Annotated in this window: 15 protein-coding genes; 2 read left to right on the plus strand and 13 right to left on the minus strand. The window is 63.0% G+C overall.

The features are described 5' to 3' along the window. The 9 genes from NRS07_RS00885 to NRS07_RS00925 form a co-directional block, all read right to left on the minus strand. Entirely contained in the window at positions 1-2,034 is a 2,034-nt protein-coding gene (locus NRS07_RS00885) for a phospholipase D-like domain-containing protein (protein WP_259210301.1), read from the minus strand. Between the two features lie 26 nt (positions 2,035-2,060). After that, positions 2,061-4,817 (minus strand): type VI secretion system Vgr family protein, encoded by a 2,757-nt coding sequence (locus NRS07_RS00890; protein ID WP_259210303.1) that lies wholly within the window; start codon positions 4,815-4,817, stop codon positions 2,061-2,063. Positions 4,818-5,124: 307 nt separating this feature from the next. Then, positions 5,125-6,117 (minus strand): lipoyl synthase, encoded by a 993-nt coding sequence (lipA, locus tag NRS07_RS00895; protein WP_259210305.1) that lies wholly within the window; start codon positions 6,115-6,117, stop codon positions 5,125-5,127. A 25-nt stretch (positions 6,118-6,142) separates the two neighbouring features. After that, positions 6,143-6,841 carry a lipoyl(octanoyl) transferase LipB gene (lipB, locus tag NRS07_RS00900; protein WP_259213423.1) on the minus strand — a complete coding sequence of 233 codons (699 nt, stop codon included), beginning with the start codon at positions 6,839-6,841 and terminating at the stop codon, positions 6,143-6,145. A gap of 85 nt (positions 6,842-6,926) precedes the next feature. Then, positions 6,927-7,193, minus strand: a complete 267-nt coding sequence (locus NRS07_RS00905) for a DUF493 family protein (protein ID WP_259210308.1) — start codon at positions 7,191-7,193, stop codon at positions 6,927-6,929. Between the two features lie 279 nt (positions 7,194-7,472). Next, a complete protein-coding gene (locus tag NRS07_RS00910; RefSeq protein WP_259210310.1) occupies positions 7,473-9,353 on the minus strand; it encodes a DUF6600 domain-containing protein in 1,881 nt (626 codons plus the stop codon). 149 nt (positions 9,354-9,502) lie between these two features. Further along, complete coding sequence (locus NRS07_RS00915; protein WP_259210313.1) at positions 9,503-10,144, minus strand: LysE family transporter; 642 nt, start codon at positions 10,142-10,144, stop codon at positions 9,503-9,505. 94 nt (positions 10,145-10,238) lie between these two features. Next, positions 10,239-10,523: an HU family DNA-binding protein gene (locus NRS07_RS00920; protein WP_171087140.1), complete on the minus strand. Its 285-nt coding sequence runs from the start codon at positions 10,521-10,523 to the stop codon at positions 10,239-10,241. A 77-nt stretch (positions 10,524-10,600) separates the two neighbouring features. After that, the gene (locus NRS07_RS00925; RefSeq protein WP_259210317.1) at positions 10,601-10,810 is read right to left on the minus strand and encodes a BrnA antitoxin family protein; all 210 of its coding nucleotides are present in this window, start codon (positions 10,808-10,810) and stop codon (positions 10,601-10,603) included. 196 nt (positions 10,811-11,006) lie between these two features. On the opposite strand from NRS07_RS00925, the gene NRS07_RS00930 reads away from it, so the two are divergent. After that, positions 11,007-11,942, plus strand: a complete 936-nt coding sequence (locus NRS07_RS00930; protein ID WP_259210320.1) for a DUF808 domain-containing protein — start codon at positions 11,007-11,009, stop codon at positions 11,940-11,942. A 56-nt stretch (positions 11,943-11,998) separates the two neighbouring features. On the opposite strand, the gene NRS07_RS00935 is transcribed toward NRS07_RS00930, so the two are convergent. Next, the gene (locus tag NRS07_RS00935) at positions 11,999-12,481 is read right to left on the minus strand and encodes a hypothetical protein (protein WP_259210322.1); all 483 of its coding nucleotides are present in this window, start codon (positions 12,479-12,481) and stop codon (positions 11,999-12,001) included. A gap of 275 nt (positions 12,482-12,756) precedes the next feature. Between NRS07_RS00935 and NRS07_RS00940 the strand changes: the two genes are divergently transcribed. Next, positions 12,757-13,776, plus strand: coding sequence for an NAD(P)-dependent alcohol dehydrogenase (locus NRS07_RS00940; RefSeq protein WP_259210323.1), 1,020 nt, complete (start codon positions 12,757-12,759; stop codon positions 13,774-13,776). Positions 13,777-13,795: 19 nt separating this feature from the next. Here the strand turns inward: NRS07_RS00940 and NRS07_RS00945 are convergent, their stop codons facing one another. From NRS07_RS00945 to NRS07_RS00955, 3 genes are all read right to left on the minus strand, one after another. Next, entirely contained in the window at positions 13,796-14,572 is a 777-nt protein-coding gene (locus tag NRS07_RS00945; protein ID WP_259210324.1) for a glutaminyl-peptide cyclotransferase, read from the minus strand. Positions 14,573-14,596: 24 nt separating this feature from the next. After that, positions 14,597-15,289 (minus strand): SOS response-associated peptidase, encoded by a 693-nt coding sequence (locus NRS07_RS00950; RefSeq protein WP_259210328.1) that lies wholly within the window; start codon positions 15,287-15,289, stop codon positions 14,597-14,599. 73 nt (positions 15,290-15,362) lie between these two features. Next, positions 15,363-15,839 carry a hypothetical protein gene (locus NRS07_RS00955; protein ID WP_259210330.1) on the minus strand — a complete coding sequence of 159 codons (477 nt, stop codon included), beginning with the start codon at positions 15,837-15,839 and terminating at the stop codon, positions 15,363-15,365. Positions 15,840-15,844 lie beyond the last annotated feature (5 nt).

Below are 15,844 nucleotides of genomic sequence, written 5' to 3' on the forward strand. Positions count from 1 at the left end.
TCAACCAAAACGTATGGTCGAGCTTCGGCCATCATCCAGCGGGACGATGAAGCCTTCCATCTGTTTTTTCTTTGGATCGGCTGATGACGATTTCTGTCTATCCTTGTTTTCGTTCATGAGCTTTACCCATTCCTTGAGCGTTTTCTCGATTTCCTGCCGCGTAGCGTTGCCGCCATTATTCTTTTCAGTGGCGAGCTGCGTCCAAACGCGCTTGCGCAGGTCGGTCGCATGACGCGGATCATTTGTCGCCAGGTTGATCTCGCTATCTACCGCCATGCTGCGCTGGTTCAGGTTGGCACTGCCGAGCGTGAAGAAACCGTCGTCGACCAACAGCAGCTTGGAGTGAATGTAGATTTCGCGGTAGCGCCACTGGCGCCGCGCCTGGTTGAACTCGCAGGCGTTGAGCACGGCCACGCAGACCCGCAGGCCGTACATATCTTCGAGAATCAAGGTGGAAGGCTTCTCGATCCTGTTTGCTGCCGAGATCACATCTGGCAAGCTTTCCTGCGTCGCCCGCATGCCCGTCACACCCCTGAAAGCGTACTGCCTGGACGTTGCCTCGTCGCGCCTGGCCCTCTCATTTGCCTCGTCAATCATCTTGACCTGTCCGGTCATGCCGTCCTGCTGGCCCAGTGTGGCCAGGGTGTCGTAGGTGCGTGGAACCATCTGCGCCTTTTCGGGCGCCGGAATGACGACGAAGACATGCATTACCGGCAGGTCTTCGTTGGTTTTTCCGATCTTGGCGCAGTTGCGGTTCCAGCCGGCGATCACCTTTTTTCGAATTGCCAGCAAGTGCTCGGCCCAATCCTGATATTGGAAATACTGGTTTTCCATGTACAGGTAGCCCGTTCCCGCAGCGGCGACGCGGGTGGCATTGAAGTAGATGTCCCTGATCGTAAAGTCGTCTTCCTCCGGCTGCGTTCTGACGATCTGTACCGTCGAGTCGCCGGGAACGGCCTTACGCAGCAAGGCGGAAGGCGGCGCGCTGCATACGTAGGGCTTGGCTGAAGCAGCGTCACCCGCACGTTGCCAGGCGCGCTCGAAATTTTCGTGGACCGGGATCAAGGCCCGGCCGCCCTCGATGCGACAGGCGTAATCGCGGTAGGGCTTCAAGGTGTCGAAATCGAAGAAGTTCTTTACGCCCTCCGCGCGCTCCTGCTTTGTCTTGGCACCGCCTTGTTCGCGTAGAGAATTCTCAACGCAATGCTCCGGGGTATCCCAATAGTCGGTCAGCGAGTTCAGTCCCATGACGTAAGCCACCGCCTTCTGGCCATCTTTGTAGGCGAAATCGATCAGAATCGGCTTTTGATGATGGGTGCCGCCCAAGGTGAAGAGTTTGCGCTCTACCGCGTCGGGACTTCTCGCTTCCTGCTCAAGCGCCTCGCCAATGCTGCCGGAATCGCCATCGCGCTTGCGAATGCTGATGCCCTGCAGCCTTCTTGAAAATGCCGCCTTATACCAGCTACAGCAATACTCTTCCCTGGCCATCGCCGCCAATTTGTCGCCGGGAATATTCCACTCTTTCTTATGGCGGTTTTCCTGGGCATGTTCACGGATCAGTTGAAGGCTCCGTGCCGCGTTGAGTTGTTGGACTGCGATATCGCCATTCTGAATAGTCCAGGGATTCGTCCCATGGGTATGTCCCGGCATGTGCTTTTGCACTTTGCCGCCGCTGTAGCTGTACCAGACCAGCAGGCGCACTCGTACGCCGCGTCTGCCCGCTGCAATCAACAGGTCGCCATAGGTCTCGGCGCGCGGCCAGTTGTAGCCGTTACGCTCCAATTCCATGCCCGGATCGAAACCCCAGCACACCAGGTCGATGCTTTCCCTGGCTGCCGCGATGTCCCTGGCGATGGCCGCGAAACCGTCCTTCCCGCAGATAAGGACGCTGAGCTTGTTGTTGTGGGTAATGGGATGGGTGACGTTTCCCTTTTTGTTATTGTCTTCCACAAACCATTGGATGGTGGATGTCGCCTTGCAGCTGACTTCGTCGATATGAACCTGTTCGGTTCGCAGATATTTTTCAAAGCTCATGATGGTCCCTGTTCTGTTCACCGCTATCAGGAATAGGTGCGGCCTTGCGCCGATCCGTCGAGCGCGCGCGCGCCCTCGCTCGAGAGAAGCTGCTCGCTGTACAAGGTTTTGTCCGCGGAATCAAACTTCTCCCACGCTTTCAGGTCGAACTTGTCGCCATTCGCCAGCTCAACCGTGTATCCCTGGGTACCGCTCGCATGGTCGATGGCGATACGGCCAAGGTCATCCGAGATGCCCTCCTCCACTGGACTGCCGTTCTTGTAGAGGGTGTAAGCAACGTTCGCGAACGGACGTCCGCTTCCAGAATGCATTTGCAGCATGAAGAGCAGCTGCTTCGGATCCTCCGGCGTCTTCGGCTCCGCGATCGTGATCTTGTGTTCCGCTGACGGCTGGGGCCGGTTCTGAGGAGCGAGGGTCTCCAGGTTGCCGTGAAATAGCGCCGGCTTGGGCGCAAATACCTGCATGCGGTCGGTGATTTCAACCATGGCCCCGGGGCCATGCAGCCGCACCCCTTTCTTTCCCCTGATATCGACCCAGTCGGACTGGCTGATCAGGCACAAGACCTTGTTGGCGATGAGCTCGATATCGTCGTCATGCGTCCGCACGGTGATCTTGCCGGACGCCGCAATCAGCTTCATGCCAGCTTTGTGGACGAACAGGCGGAAGGTCTGCTTGATGCTTGCGAACAGACTCTCGCCCGCTGCGATCGAGAGACTGCGCCCAGCTGTCAGCGCCGTGTGCTCGGCGCTGGCGATGTGGGTCGACTGTGCGGACGTCGTTGCGATGCCAACTGGGCTGGCCAAAACCAGATGGGGTTGGGATAGCTCAGAAAAGGGTTCGCCAGCACCGCGCACGTCGTCATTCTGCGCTTTGAGCACATCGGCAACGTCGTGCTGCTGCCCACTTTCCTGGGCCAGGCCCTGCAGTGCGGCTGTGGATTGGTCATCGTGGAGCTTGTGCGCGGCGTCCAGGCGCTTCACCGTTTCGCCCATGTCCTTCATCGGGCCACGTGCTGCCTGCCGTGCCTCTGTTGTAATCAATAGGCCCTTGGCGGCGCGCGCTATACCGTGTCCATCGGTGCGCAACTCCCAGCCTTCGCCGCGTGCATCCTGGCGCCCGCTGGTGTTTTCGATCCGAGTAATGTGCCCGAGCGACAGCTGGCTGCACTGATGATCGCTTTTCAGCTGTGCCTGAAGCTTTTCCTTCGTGTCGTCGAGAACAAGGTGATTGCCCCGACTTCCGCCCCCAAGTTCCCGGCTGCGCAGGCCAGCCAGGCACTGCTGCTCTGGCAGCGACCACGGCGGCATGTGTGCCTGGTTGTAGAGCGCGCCGAGTACGAGCGGATGATCAATATTCCCGTTCGGGTAGACGACGGCGACTTCTTCGCCGACTCGGGGCAACCGGATCTGCCCGAATTCGCTGCCGGCCGCCGGGCTCAATACCCGGATCCAGGGTGAACTCCTTTCGTCGTAGTTGCCCAACCGGTCCCAGTGGAACTGCAGCTTGACGCGTCCGTAGCCGTCGGTGTGGATATCTGCGCCGGCCGGGCCAACGACGATGGCGGTGTGTAGTCCCGTATAGTTGACCGGCTCGCTGTTGAAGTTGCGGCCAGGACGCCAGCGGATGTCCTGGCGGATGCACGTAAAGCGGTTTTCGTAATGCGAGGCTGCGCCAGGACCGGCCTGGTAATTATTCGATACCTCATGGTCGGCCGACAGGATCAGGTAGTAGCGGTCCTTGATGCTGCTGCGTGATCTGGCATCGTATCGACGCGAACGCGGCGCGGCGCTGAAGTGGCCGCTGAGCTTGAATGTACGACCGGGCAGCACGCACCGTTCGTTGCCTGCCGCCTCGAAATATTGCGTGTCTTTTTCCGCCTCGTCCATGCGCCGCGCCGCCAGCTGCTCGCCGTCGCGGTGCAGGCGAAAGCCATAGGCACCAGTGTCTTCGTAGATTTCGTAAGGAAAGAAGTCGCCCTGCTGGTTGACTGAAGGGGCTTCAGCGCGTCGCGCTCTAGGATTCTTGTAATCGAACGAAGCGAGCGTGGTTCGGCCAGAGCCGAGCCGCCGGATGGCGGTCCACTCGTGAATGCCGTCGTCTTCGCGCGAGCCGCCCTTGTCGCGGAACGAAATCCAGTACGCTTTCTCGTCGATAGGCTTGGCCAGGAAGCTGATATCCGAGATCATGAGCTTGTGGCCGTCGAACCTGTGTTCGTACCAGTAATGCAATCCGAGCGCTTCCCAGCGCCGGTGCAGGTGGTTGTAGTCGGTCTCGTTGTACTGGTTCGCGACGGAAAGCTGCGGGTCGTCGCCCGTGAGTCTTATGTCCCAATCGGCCTGGAGATAATGCTTGAGGCTTAGCTCGGTAATCTCGCGCACGCTTTTATTGTGGAACGACCTGCTGTCCTTGCGTAGGCGGGCAAACGCGAGCCAGGGTTCGAGCAGCATCTGGTAAAACGCGAAGCCGCCGTCGCTACGCAGGAAGCGAAATTCAGTGATATGACCATTGAAGTAGCGCAGCGATCCGTCTTCGCGCACCAGGGAGATGGTCACCATCCGGCCCATCATTGTTTTTAGCGGAATACGCGGGTCGTCCGACAGTACCTCGACATCGAAGCGGAAACTGCGCGAGACTTCCTCATGAGCGACCAGCTTGTTCGGCAGGAGAATCGAGACTGGCCCATCCTTGAACGGGAAATCGAGCCGCATCAGCCGATTGTGCTGAGATGCGCCGCTGAACGCTGACAACGCGGCACCCATTGCGATTTCCTCGCTTTCGCCCATTGACACCCTCCAGATGGCCGCGTGGCCGTAGCGCGCAGAAAAGTTCAGCGGTCACCTTACTCTGGTGCTAGCAAGCAGAATTTGAACCGTATCAACACGTTTCTCTATGCCATGTCTCAGGTGTACTCACAGTGATCTTATGAATTTCAGTTGTTCCATTTGCATGTGCCAAATGTCTACGCACGGAGAGCGGATACAAAAAAGCCATCGAATTTCACCTCGATGGCTGATGCTGCCTGCACATAAATTTCGACATAACTCGTCGAACTATCTCGCTAGGTTATTTCCTGGATAGTCTTCATGTCTGTTATTCGTTTACAGCCAAACCCGCATTGTGCGCCTGCACGTCTGCGTGATACGAAGAACGCACCATCGCGCCCACTGCGGCGTGCACGAAGCCCATCTCGTAGGCGGCTTGCTCGAACTTCTTGAACTGGTCCGGGTGCACATAGCGGCGCACCGGCAGGTGCGAGTTCGACGGCGCCAGGTATTGGCCGATGGTCAGCATCTCGACGTTGTGTTCGCGCATGTCGCGCATGACTTGCAAAATTTCCTCGTCGGTCTCGCCCAGGCCGACCATGATGCCGGACTTGGTCACCGCGTTCGGGTACAGTGCCTTGAAGTCGCGCAGCAGTTCGAGCGAGTGCTTGTAGTCGGCGCCGGGACGGGCTTCCTTGTACAGGCGCGGCACGGTCTCCAGGTTGTGGTTCATGACGTCGGGCAGGCCGTCGGCGAAGATCGCCAGCGCCTTGGCCAGGCGGCCGCGGAAGTCGGGCACCAGCACTTCGATCTTGGTGCCTGGTGACTGGGCACGGGTCTTCTGGATGCACTCGACGAAATGCCCGGCGCCGCCATCGCGCAAATCGTCGCGGTCGACCGAGGTGATCACGACGTACGTCAGGCGCAGGTCGGCGATGGTCTTGGCCAGGTTGCCCGGCTCGTTGACGTCGAGCGGATCCGGGCGGCCGTGGCCGACGTCGCAGAACGGGCAGCGACGGGTGCACTTGTCACCCATGATCATGAAGGTCGCGGTACCCTTGCCGAAGCATTCGCCGATGTTCGGGCAACTGGCTTCTTCGCACACCGTCACCAGGTTGTTGGCGCGCAGGATGTCCTTGATCTCGTAGAAGCGCGACGACGCGGTTGCAGCCTTCACGCGGATCCAGTCAGGCTTTTTCAGGCGCTCGGCATCGGCGATCGGCACGATCTTGATCGGGATGCGCGACGTCTTGCTGGCGCCTTTCTGCTTGTCGGTGGCGTTGTAGACAGGGGCAGCGACGTTGCTGGTTTCGGTAGTCATAGGCTAGTGCCCTGGCGGGCTTCCATTAGAGGTTGTTCGTTGCCGGTTCGACCGCTTCGGTCGTTACCAGTTGGCGCGCCAACTCGCGCGCCAGCGCCTGCTGGACATCCTCCAGCGGGGCTTGCACTCCCATCGTGCGCATGTCGACCGTGGTCAGGCCAGAGTAACCGCACGGGTTGATCCAGGTGAACGGGGCCAGGTCCATCGCCACGTTCAGCGAGACCCCATGATAGGTGCAGCCGTTGCCGCGTACCTTGAGGCCGAGGGCGGCGATCTTCGCGCCCTTGCGCGGGCCCCCTGCCATGTAGATGCCCGGGGCCCCGGCAACGCGTTCTCCCGCAAGATTATACGCCGCCAGCACGTCGATGACCGCCTGTTCGATTTTCTGCACAAACTGGCGCGCATACAGCTTGCCGCCAGGTTTATTGCGGCGCAGGTCCATCAAAAGGTAGATCACGACCTGGCCGGGGCCGTGGTAGGTTACTTCGCCGCCGCGGTCGGTCTGGACCACCGGCACCCCCGATGTTTGCGCCTGTGCCAGCACGTGGCCCGGGTCGGCGCCGAGACCCAGCGTGAACACGGGCGGATGCTCGACGATCCACAGCTCGTCCCGCGATTCCGGGGTGCGCGCGTCGGTAAAGGCGCGCATCGCGGCGAAAGTGGGTTCGTAGTCGGCGCGGCCGAGCTCGCGGACGAGCGGCGTGGCAGAACGGGTCGGGAGCATAGGTAGGAAGCGCAAGAATGGACAGCCCTGCCATTATAAGTCAGCGCGATGTCCTGCGCCTGCCGGGCCTTCCCGCAGTGTGGGTTTACAGCACCATCTTGACCATGGGATGGGTCGACAGGGCGCGGTAGACGTCGTCGAGCATTTCACGGCTGGTGACCCAGACAGTAACGGTCAGGCCGGTGTAGTTGCCCTTCGACGAAGGCCGGGTCTCCAGCTTGCCGACATGGAAAGTCGGATCGAAACCGGTAACCACGTCGATGATCGTTGGCGCGAAGTCGATATGCGTCGGTCCCATCACCTTGATCGGGAAGTCGCTCGGGTAGTCGATGAGGGAGTCTTTCGGGTCCATGGCTTTTTCTTCCTGTGCAAAGCAGCATTGTATCTGCTTCAATATTGGGCTGCACAAGCGGAAAAAAAGAGGCCGGCGCTGGAGCCGGCCTGAACTATTTCTAATACCGGAAGAAATAGCGGGATATTCGGGCCGCTCGGAGCAGCGCTGCTGCCTCGAGCGAGTAAGGCCACTTTACCAGGACGCTGCCGGTGCCGCGAGCGCAGTGCGACAAACTGCAGTTTGCCGCGACAGGCGGCGTACACCATGCGATGGGTGGCGCCGCTTTGCCCGTCCGCGCTATTCCTCGCGCATGCCACGCTGCTCGGCTGGCGAGCGCGCTTCCGGCCTGCCACGTTCGGGCAGTGGCCGCGGCGGCGGCGCTTCCGGCATGGCGCGGGGCTGCGGCTGCGGCTGCGCTTGCATCTGTGGCTGTGGCTGCGCTTGCGCTTGCATCTGCGGCTGCGGCTGCGGTTGCGCTTGCATCTGTGGCTGCGCTTGCACCGGCATTGGGCGCTGCGCCGGCATGTGCGGCATGGCAGCCGGCTGCTGGCGCTCGCGGCGGTCCCCGAACCGATCACCGCGCTCGCCACGCTCGCGCCCGGTGCGTTCATCGCGTTCATCGCCGCGCTCGAAACGCTGCCATGCAGGCGGACGGGGTGGCACCGCCACAGCGGCCGAGGGCATCGGCACGGTGACAAGCACGCCCGGCTGGACCGGCTGCGGCGCCGGATCGGTCGTCAGCACCGGCGGCCGTTGGCGACGCTCGAAACGGTCGCGCTCGCGGCCGTCGCGATCGGCGCGGTCGACCATGCCGTCGTCGTCACGGTCGTGGCCGATGCGGTCTGGAATGCCGTCGCGGTCACGGTCGCGGCCACGCCAGCGCTGCGGCCCGGCCGGTGCCACGCCTGGCGTCGCAGGCACAGCCTGCGGGGACGGCGTTCCCTGCGGCAGGTTCGATACCACGACCGGTCCGCGCCCGCCGAAATTCGCCTGCGGGACCACGGTCAGGCCGCGCTGGCGGTAATCCGGCCTGCCGGCCCGGTCGCCACGGTCACGGCGCTCATGGTGACGGTCACGACGCCAGCCATCGCGCTCGCGCCAGTCATTGAGCCGGCGCAGGCGCTCGTCAGACAGGCGGTAGCCGGGCACGAAGTAGTCGTGCGGGCCGAGCGGATACCAGCCCGTGGCCGGTCGCGAGCCGTGCGTACTGAAGCTGGCACTCCAGCCGCTGCCAACCCAGCCGACCAGCGCCGGCGCCCAGACCGGACGGCGGCCGACGTGGCCCGGGGCCCAGGCCCAGCGGTTCCTGACCTGCACCCAGCGGCCATAATGGAAGGGCGCATAGCCCCAAGACGCGTTGTCGACCCAGGTCCAGCCCCAGGGGGCGATCCAGGTCCAGCGGCCGTCGCGGTAGGGCACCCAGCTCGACGCCACCCGCGGGGTCCATAGCGCGCCGTATTCGACGTCTTCGTGCCAGCTGCCATGGCGGTCGAGTTCTTCGTAGCCTGTCATGTCGGTGCTGACGTAGCGTGCCGAGCGCGCGCCGTCGACCGCCCTGTCGCGTGCCAGCGACCAGTCGTCGAAGTCGTCGCGCTGGGCCTGCAGGGTGCGCACATCGTCGTCGCGCAGTTCGGCGCTGCGGCCGGCGCGCACCGTCAGGCTGGCGCCGCCACCCGTGACCTGGGCCGCGCCATCAAATACGCTCACCACGCTGGTGTCGCGCACGCGCTCGGCATCCACCCGCAGGCGGCCGGGCTGGCGCATGCGCACCTGCGCATGCGGGGTGACCAGCTCGAATTCGGGCAGCACGTCTTCGCTCAGAATGCGAACGCTGGCGCTGCCGTAGTGCAGGCGCAGGCGCAGGCTGTCGTCGTCGAGTTCAGTGACTTCGAGCGAGCTGTCGCCATCGACGCGGATCGCGGTCGAGCCGATCCGCACCTCGGCGCGGCCGTTCGGTTCGGTGGTAATCAGGTTGCGGGTGGTGACCGGCCAGTTGACCAGCGCCGCGGTTGCGGTATCGCCCACGCCGCTACTGATGCTGACCTTGCCCTGTGCCAGCGCCACGCGCCCGACGCGGCCGGGCGGCTCGGTCTCGAGCAGCCTGCCCTGTGCCAGCGCGGTAGTCGATAGCGCCGTGAGCGCAAGCATCACGGCAGTCTTGGCGAATCGGTTATTCATGGTGTGCTCCGGCGGGCAGTGTGCAAAAGGCGTGGACGAAGTGCGGCTACCAGATTACAACGCACGAGCGCGCGTAGCGACCAGGGTACTTACACAAAGTTGCAACTGCTGGGTTGTGGCGACGCCGGGAAGTACGATGCGCTGGGCACTCAGGCGGCGCGGCGGCCCGGCTCGACCAGAAATAGCAGCGAACCCATGATCACCAGCACGGCCCCGAAGACGCGGTTCTGCAGCTTGACGGCGCGGGCATCGCGGAAGTAGCGCTGCATCATCGATGCCATCGCGGCATAGCCATGCATGACGATCGAGTCGATGGTCACCATCGTGATGCCCAGGATCGCCAGCTGCGGCAGCAGCGGCGCCTCCTTGGAGATAAATTGCGGCAGCACGGCGACCATGAAAATAATGCCTTTCGGGTTGGTCGAATTGGTCAGGAAACCAGTCATGACGCGCTTGCTGAAGCTCGGGTGCGCGGCCAGTCCAACGGTGTCGACCGAGGTCGTTTCGGCCTTGGCGCGCCAGGACTGGATGCCCAGCCAGATCAGGTACAGCGCGCCGATGGTCTTGACGATGGTAAACGCCAGCGAGGACGCCAGCAGCAGCGAACCGACGCCGGCGCCAGCGATAACCAGCACCAGGACCAGGCCGACCTGCAGGCCGAGCACGGTGGCGCTGGCTTTTTTCAGGCCATAGGCCAGTCCGTGCGACATCGACAGCACGGCGCCGGAACCGGGCGAAACGGCGATCAGGGTGCCGGCGATGACAAAGGCGATCCAGGTGGCGAAGCTCATGCAGCAGGGGAGAGGAATAGGGAAATGGAGGGACGCGACGAGCGGCTAGCGCGCGCTCCGGTGGCGGAGCGCAACGCGAGCTCTGGGTACTGCCTTACTTCTTCTTTGGATTGACGGCAGCCTTGAGGGTAGCGCCGGCGGCAAAGCGTGGGGACTTCGATGCAGCAATCTTGATGACGTCGCCGGTGGCCGGATTGCGGCCCTTGCGCGCAGCGCGCTTGGTGACCGAGAAAGTGCCGAAGCCGGTGATGCCGACGGTGTCACCCTTCTTCAGGCGCTCGGTGATGATCTCGAGGATCGTGTTCACGGCGCTATTGGCGGCAGCGCCAGACATCTCGGTGCGCTTCGCGAATTCCGCGATCAGTTCGCCTTTTTTCATAAGTCTCTCCGGGGTTAAAAGAGCGGGAAGATTAGCATAAATATTGCTACATGTAATCTCGCTCCCGGGAGGCGAATTCAGGCGAGTCCGGTTTCGCCGGCAGGTGCGGCCAGGCGGTGGCGCAGGGCGGCGTTGATCAGCGTCTGGTAGCCGGTACCGCAGCGCTCGGACAGGTTGCGGAATTCGTTCAACACTTCGTCGTCGAGGTAGATCGTGATGCGGGTCTTACGCTTGGGTGGCCGCACGCGGCGTACGGGTGCGGCTTGCAGGATCGGTTCGGTAGTCATGGCATCTCCTTCGGTGGCGAGGCTGCAGTACCGCAGCCGACAATGTGCACTATACGGTCGCCGCCGTGGCAACGCCCGCCAAAAGCGACGAGATGCGGATTTACGCGACTGGAACGCAGAAAGCCGCGCTGAACAGTGTGACTGCAATTCTTGCCTCGGGTAAGATGATGCAAACTTGACACGATTGGAGCAACCGATGGCTGGCAGTCTGCTGTTATTACTGGACGATATAGCAACCGTTCTCGACGATGTAGCGGTCATGAGCAAGGTCGCGGCAAAGAAAACCGCCGGCGTGCTGGGCGACGACCTCGCGCTCAATGCCGAGCAAGTGACCGGTGTAAAGGCCGAGCGTGAAATTCCGGTTGTATGGGAGGTTGCCAAGGGTTCGTTCAAGAACAAGGCCATCCTGGTGCCGGCCGGACTGGCCATTTCGCTCTTCATTCCCTGGCTGATTACCCCGCTGCTGGTGATCGGCGGCACCTACCTGTGCTTCGAGGGTGCCGAGAAGCTGGCCCATAAATTTCTGCACAAGGAAGAACACGTCGCGCACAAGGCCGAGCTGAGCGCGGCGCTGGTCAATCCGGAAGTCGACATGGTCGCACTGGAAAAAGACAAGATCAAGGGCGCGATCCGCACCGACTTTATCTTGTCGGCGGAAATCATCGTGATTGCCCTGGGTACCGTCGAAGCCGCGCCGTTCAGCCAGAAAGTCATGGTGCTTGTCACCATTGCGCTCGGAATAACGATCGGCGTATACGGCCTGGTGGCGGCCATCGTCAAGATGGACGATGCCGGCCTTCACCTGAGCAAGAAGGCCGGCGGTCTGGCGCGCAACACCGGCAAGCTGTTGCTGGCCACCGCGCCGCGCCTGATGAAATTTCTGTCGGTGGTCGGCACCGCGGCCATGTTCATGGTTGGCGGCGGCATCATTACCCACGCCTGGCCGCTACTGCACCATCTCTCGCAAGACGCGGCCGGCATTACGGCGGGCGTACCCGGCGTGGGCGGCGTACTGGCGGCGATCACGCCGACCCTGGTCGATGCGATTGCCGGCCTCATCGTCGGCGCCGTGGTGCTGATGGTCGTGACCCTGGTGCAGCGCATGCGCGGCAAGAAGGCCGACGCGCACTGATACGCCGGCTTCGGGCAAAAACGCGCCTCCGGCTCCGGACGGCGCGTTTTTTTGTTTCAGTCGGGCGGCGGCGCGTCCGGGCGGGTCAGGGCAGTGCCCGCAGCCAGTCCCAGTGCCAGCGCGGCATACACGATCGCCAGGCCAGGCGTGGAAATATGCTTCTCATAGCCCGGCTGCAGGCGCTTGGGCGTGAGCTTGTAGTCGGCAAAGGCGGCAAAGGCCGAGGTAGCCGCCGAGGCGGTCAGGATGCCGACCGGCGTCTTACGGTTAAGATATTTCCCTGCCACTTTTTCAAAGACGAGCGACCAGAAGGTGGCGCTCGCATGGTGGATCAGGTAGCCCGGCACGGTATAGCGCATCGACAGGCCGCCGCGATGCTTTGCCTTGTTGCCGTGCACGTAATGGCTGACCGCATTGGTGGGCGCGAAGGCGCTGCCGGTTTCTTTCTTGCCGACAATCGCCAGCGCCACCGTCGAGACAACGCTGGAAGCAGCGCCGGAGACGAGCCCGCGCCGAAGTGTGGTGGTCCAGTCTTGCATGGGATGTCCTAAGCAAATTAATCAAAGGAAGCATGACAACAGGCGGCGCTGACGGATGCCAAGCGCGGCCTTTCCGCGTCCGGGCGCCATCCATGCCGACATCGTCCACGATACCGAACATCCGGTGCGGCTGGCGCGCTTTTCCGCAGCCGGCAGCTGCAGCCATCTCAGAGCTTCTTTCTATATGATCTAGCTGTCCGGCGCCTGCCGGCTGCCAGTGGCCAGGACGGCGTGACCCGAACTAGCCCACGAAAAACTCTAGCAAGGAGAACCCCATGCGGGCTTACCAGATTCTTCCCGGCGCGAACATCGACGGGCTGCAGTGTGTGGATTACCCTGAGCGCGACCTGGCGCTGGGCGAGGTACGCATCCGCGTGCATGCGGTGTCGCTGAATTACCGCGACCTGATGGTCGCCAGCGGTAACTATCTGGTGACGGTGGACGACCCGATCATTCCGTGCTCGGACGGCGCCGGCGAAGTGCTGGCCACCGGCCCGGGCGTTACCCGCGTGCAGGTGGGCGACCGCGTGGCGGGCTCGTTTTTTCCGTACTGGGCCGACGGCCGGAGCTCGCCTGAAAAAATCCGCCGTTCGCTCGGCGGTGACACCGACGGCATGCTGGCCGAGGAAGTCGTGCTGCACGAAGATGCGCTGGCAAGAATCCCGGCCAGCCTGAGCTTTCGCGAGGCCGCGACCATGCCGTGTGCGGGCGTGACAGCCTGGAATGCCATTTTTGTCTCCAGCGACGGCGTCAAGCCGGGCGATACCGTGCTGCTGCTGGGGACCGGTGGCGTCTCGGTGCTGGGCCTGCAGCTGGCCAAGGCGGCCGGCCTGCGCACCATTATTACCTCGTCCAGCAACGACAAGCTGCAGCGCGCCCGCGAACTTGGCGCGCACCACACGATCAACTACCAGGAGATCCTGGAGTGGCACGAAGAAGTATTGGCCATCACGCAGGGCAAGGGCGCCAATGTCGTGCTGGAGGTGGGCGGCAAGGGCACGGTCAACCACTCGGTGTCGGCGGCGGCCATGGGGGGGACGGTGGCGATCATTGGCGGGGTCAGCGGCTTCGGCGGCGAAGTCAATCCGGCATCGCTGCTGGCCACGGCCAAGCGCATGGTGGGCATTTTCGTGGGCAGCCGCAGCATGCTAGAGGACGTGATGCGCTTTGTCGACGTGGCCGGCATCAGGCCGGTGATCGACCGTGTGTTCCCGTTCAGCCAGGCGAAAGAAGCTTACCGCTACATGGAATCGGCCTCGCACTTCGGCAAGGTGGTGATCGACGTGGCCGGCTAGGATCGCCAACCGCGGCTGATTACCTGTTCTTCGGCACCAGCTCGATTTCGAACACCTTTGGCCACAGCTTGCCGGTGACGAACAGCCGCCGGCGCTTGGCGTCCCAGGCGATGCCGTTCAAAACGGCGTCCGGGTCGGCGGTGCCGCGCTGTACCGGGGGCAGCAAGCCTTCCAGGTCGATCACGCCTTTAACCTTGCCGCTGGCCGGGTCGATACGCACAATCAGGTCGCTGCCCCAGACGTTGGCGAACAGTTCGCCGTCGACCATTTCGAGCTCGTTGAGCTGGCCGATCGGCCTGCCTTCGTGCGTGACCTGGATGCGCCGCAGCTCCTGGTAGCTGCCCGGGGCAAGAATGCGGATGAACGAACTGCCGTCGCTCATGTAGACCTGGCGCCTATCGCTGGCCAGGCCCCAGCCTTCGCCCGCGTACTTGAAAGTGTGTTTGAGCTTGAAGGTCTTCATGTCGAACACATAGCCGACCTGCGACGTCCAGGTTAGCGCCACGATGTCGCCGCCGACCGGCGTCGAGCCTTCGCCGAAGACATCGGCCGGCAAGTCGGCCTTCTGCACTACCTTGCCGCTGCCCAGCTCCACCTTGCGCAGCGACGAACTGCCGGCGCGGCCGGTGGTTTCGAACAGGTGGCCGTCGCGAAAGAACAGGCCCTGTGTAAAGGCCTTCTGGTCGTGCGGGTAGCTGTTCTTGACCACGAAGCCGTACAGCGGAACGGCAGCCTGGGCGGCGCTGGCGAGCGTGCAGGCGAGGGCGAGGGCGAAGGTGGCGAGGCGTCTGGGCATGGCGCGAACTGTAGCATGCCCGCATCAGAACAAGGACAGGTTGGGCGACTCCGGTGCCTTGCGCACCGTCTGCGGCGCCGGCCAGTCTTTCATGCGCGCGGCCGGATACGGCCGCAGGAAGCTGCGCGCCACCTCGATGTCGCGGCAGGCCAGCCAGTCCCCGACTTCGCTTGGGGCGATCACCACCAGCGAGCGCTTTTCGTCGCCCGGCTTGTGCATGCGCGACATCAGCGGGTGGTCGTCGGCATTGATCGTGATCTGGGTAAACGACGAAGCCAGGCTGCCGTCGGCTTCACTCCACTCGCGCCACAAGCCCGCCACGAAAAACAGGCTGTCGTCTTGCATCCCGATCGCATGGCGCTGCGCGCGGCCGCTTTCGTAGCAGGGTTCGTAGAACCAGGCCATCGGCACGGCGCACAGCTGCAGCCGGCGCCAGGCGGGCGCGAACGAGCGCCGCTCGCCCAGCGATTCGGCGCGCGCATTCATGGTGTCGAAGGGCTTGACGCCGGCCGGGATGTGCCGGCGCGGCACCATGCCGTAGCTGGCGAGGCAGGGTTCGAGCCGGCCATCGCTGCTACGGCGGATGATCGGGGCAAGGTAGTCTTTCCAGACTTCTTTGGGCCAGTGCCAATCGGCTGGCAAATCGGCTGGCAAGTCGCTGAAGGCGCCGAGCGTGCCGAACTGCTCGCGGGTGGGGGTGTGGTAGTTGACGCACATGGTCCAGCCAGCATAGTGCGGCGCACGCGCCTTGGCAACCGCGCCGGCCAGCGGCCGGGGATCCAGTCCAGGCTCAAACGTAGGCGATCAGCCGCCCGGACGCGATCACGCCGATCCACAAGCCCAGCGACAGCATCGCGTGCAGCAGCGCCCGCGGCGGGGCGCGCCTGGGCCAGGCGTCGGCCTGCCGGTAAGGCCCGGCATGAAAGGCCAGCGCGTTCAGGCCGGCCAGCAGGATCAGGCCGAGCTTGAGCACGAATGCGCTATTGGCCAGCAACGCCAGCGGATCGACGATGAACAACAGCAGCCCGCTAGGAAGGACCAGCAGCATGCTGCCGGCCGACCACGGCAACAGGTGGCGCGCCAGTGCTGTGACGGGAAGCTGGCGCCCGAAGCCGAGCACGCGCAGGTCGAACATCGCCACCGCCCCCACCAGCACGGCAAAGCCAAGGATGTGGAGCGTCTCGACGATCGGGTACAGCCAGGCATGCTCGCGCAAGACCAGCGCCAGCGGCAGGGACGCGGCCCAGGTAGCCGCTTCGTTCAGCACGCCCG

The organism is Massilia sp. H6 (assembly GCF_024802625.1).
Lineage (GTDB): Bacteria > Pseudomonadota > Gammaproteobacteria > Burkholderiales > Burkholderiaceae_D > Telluria.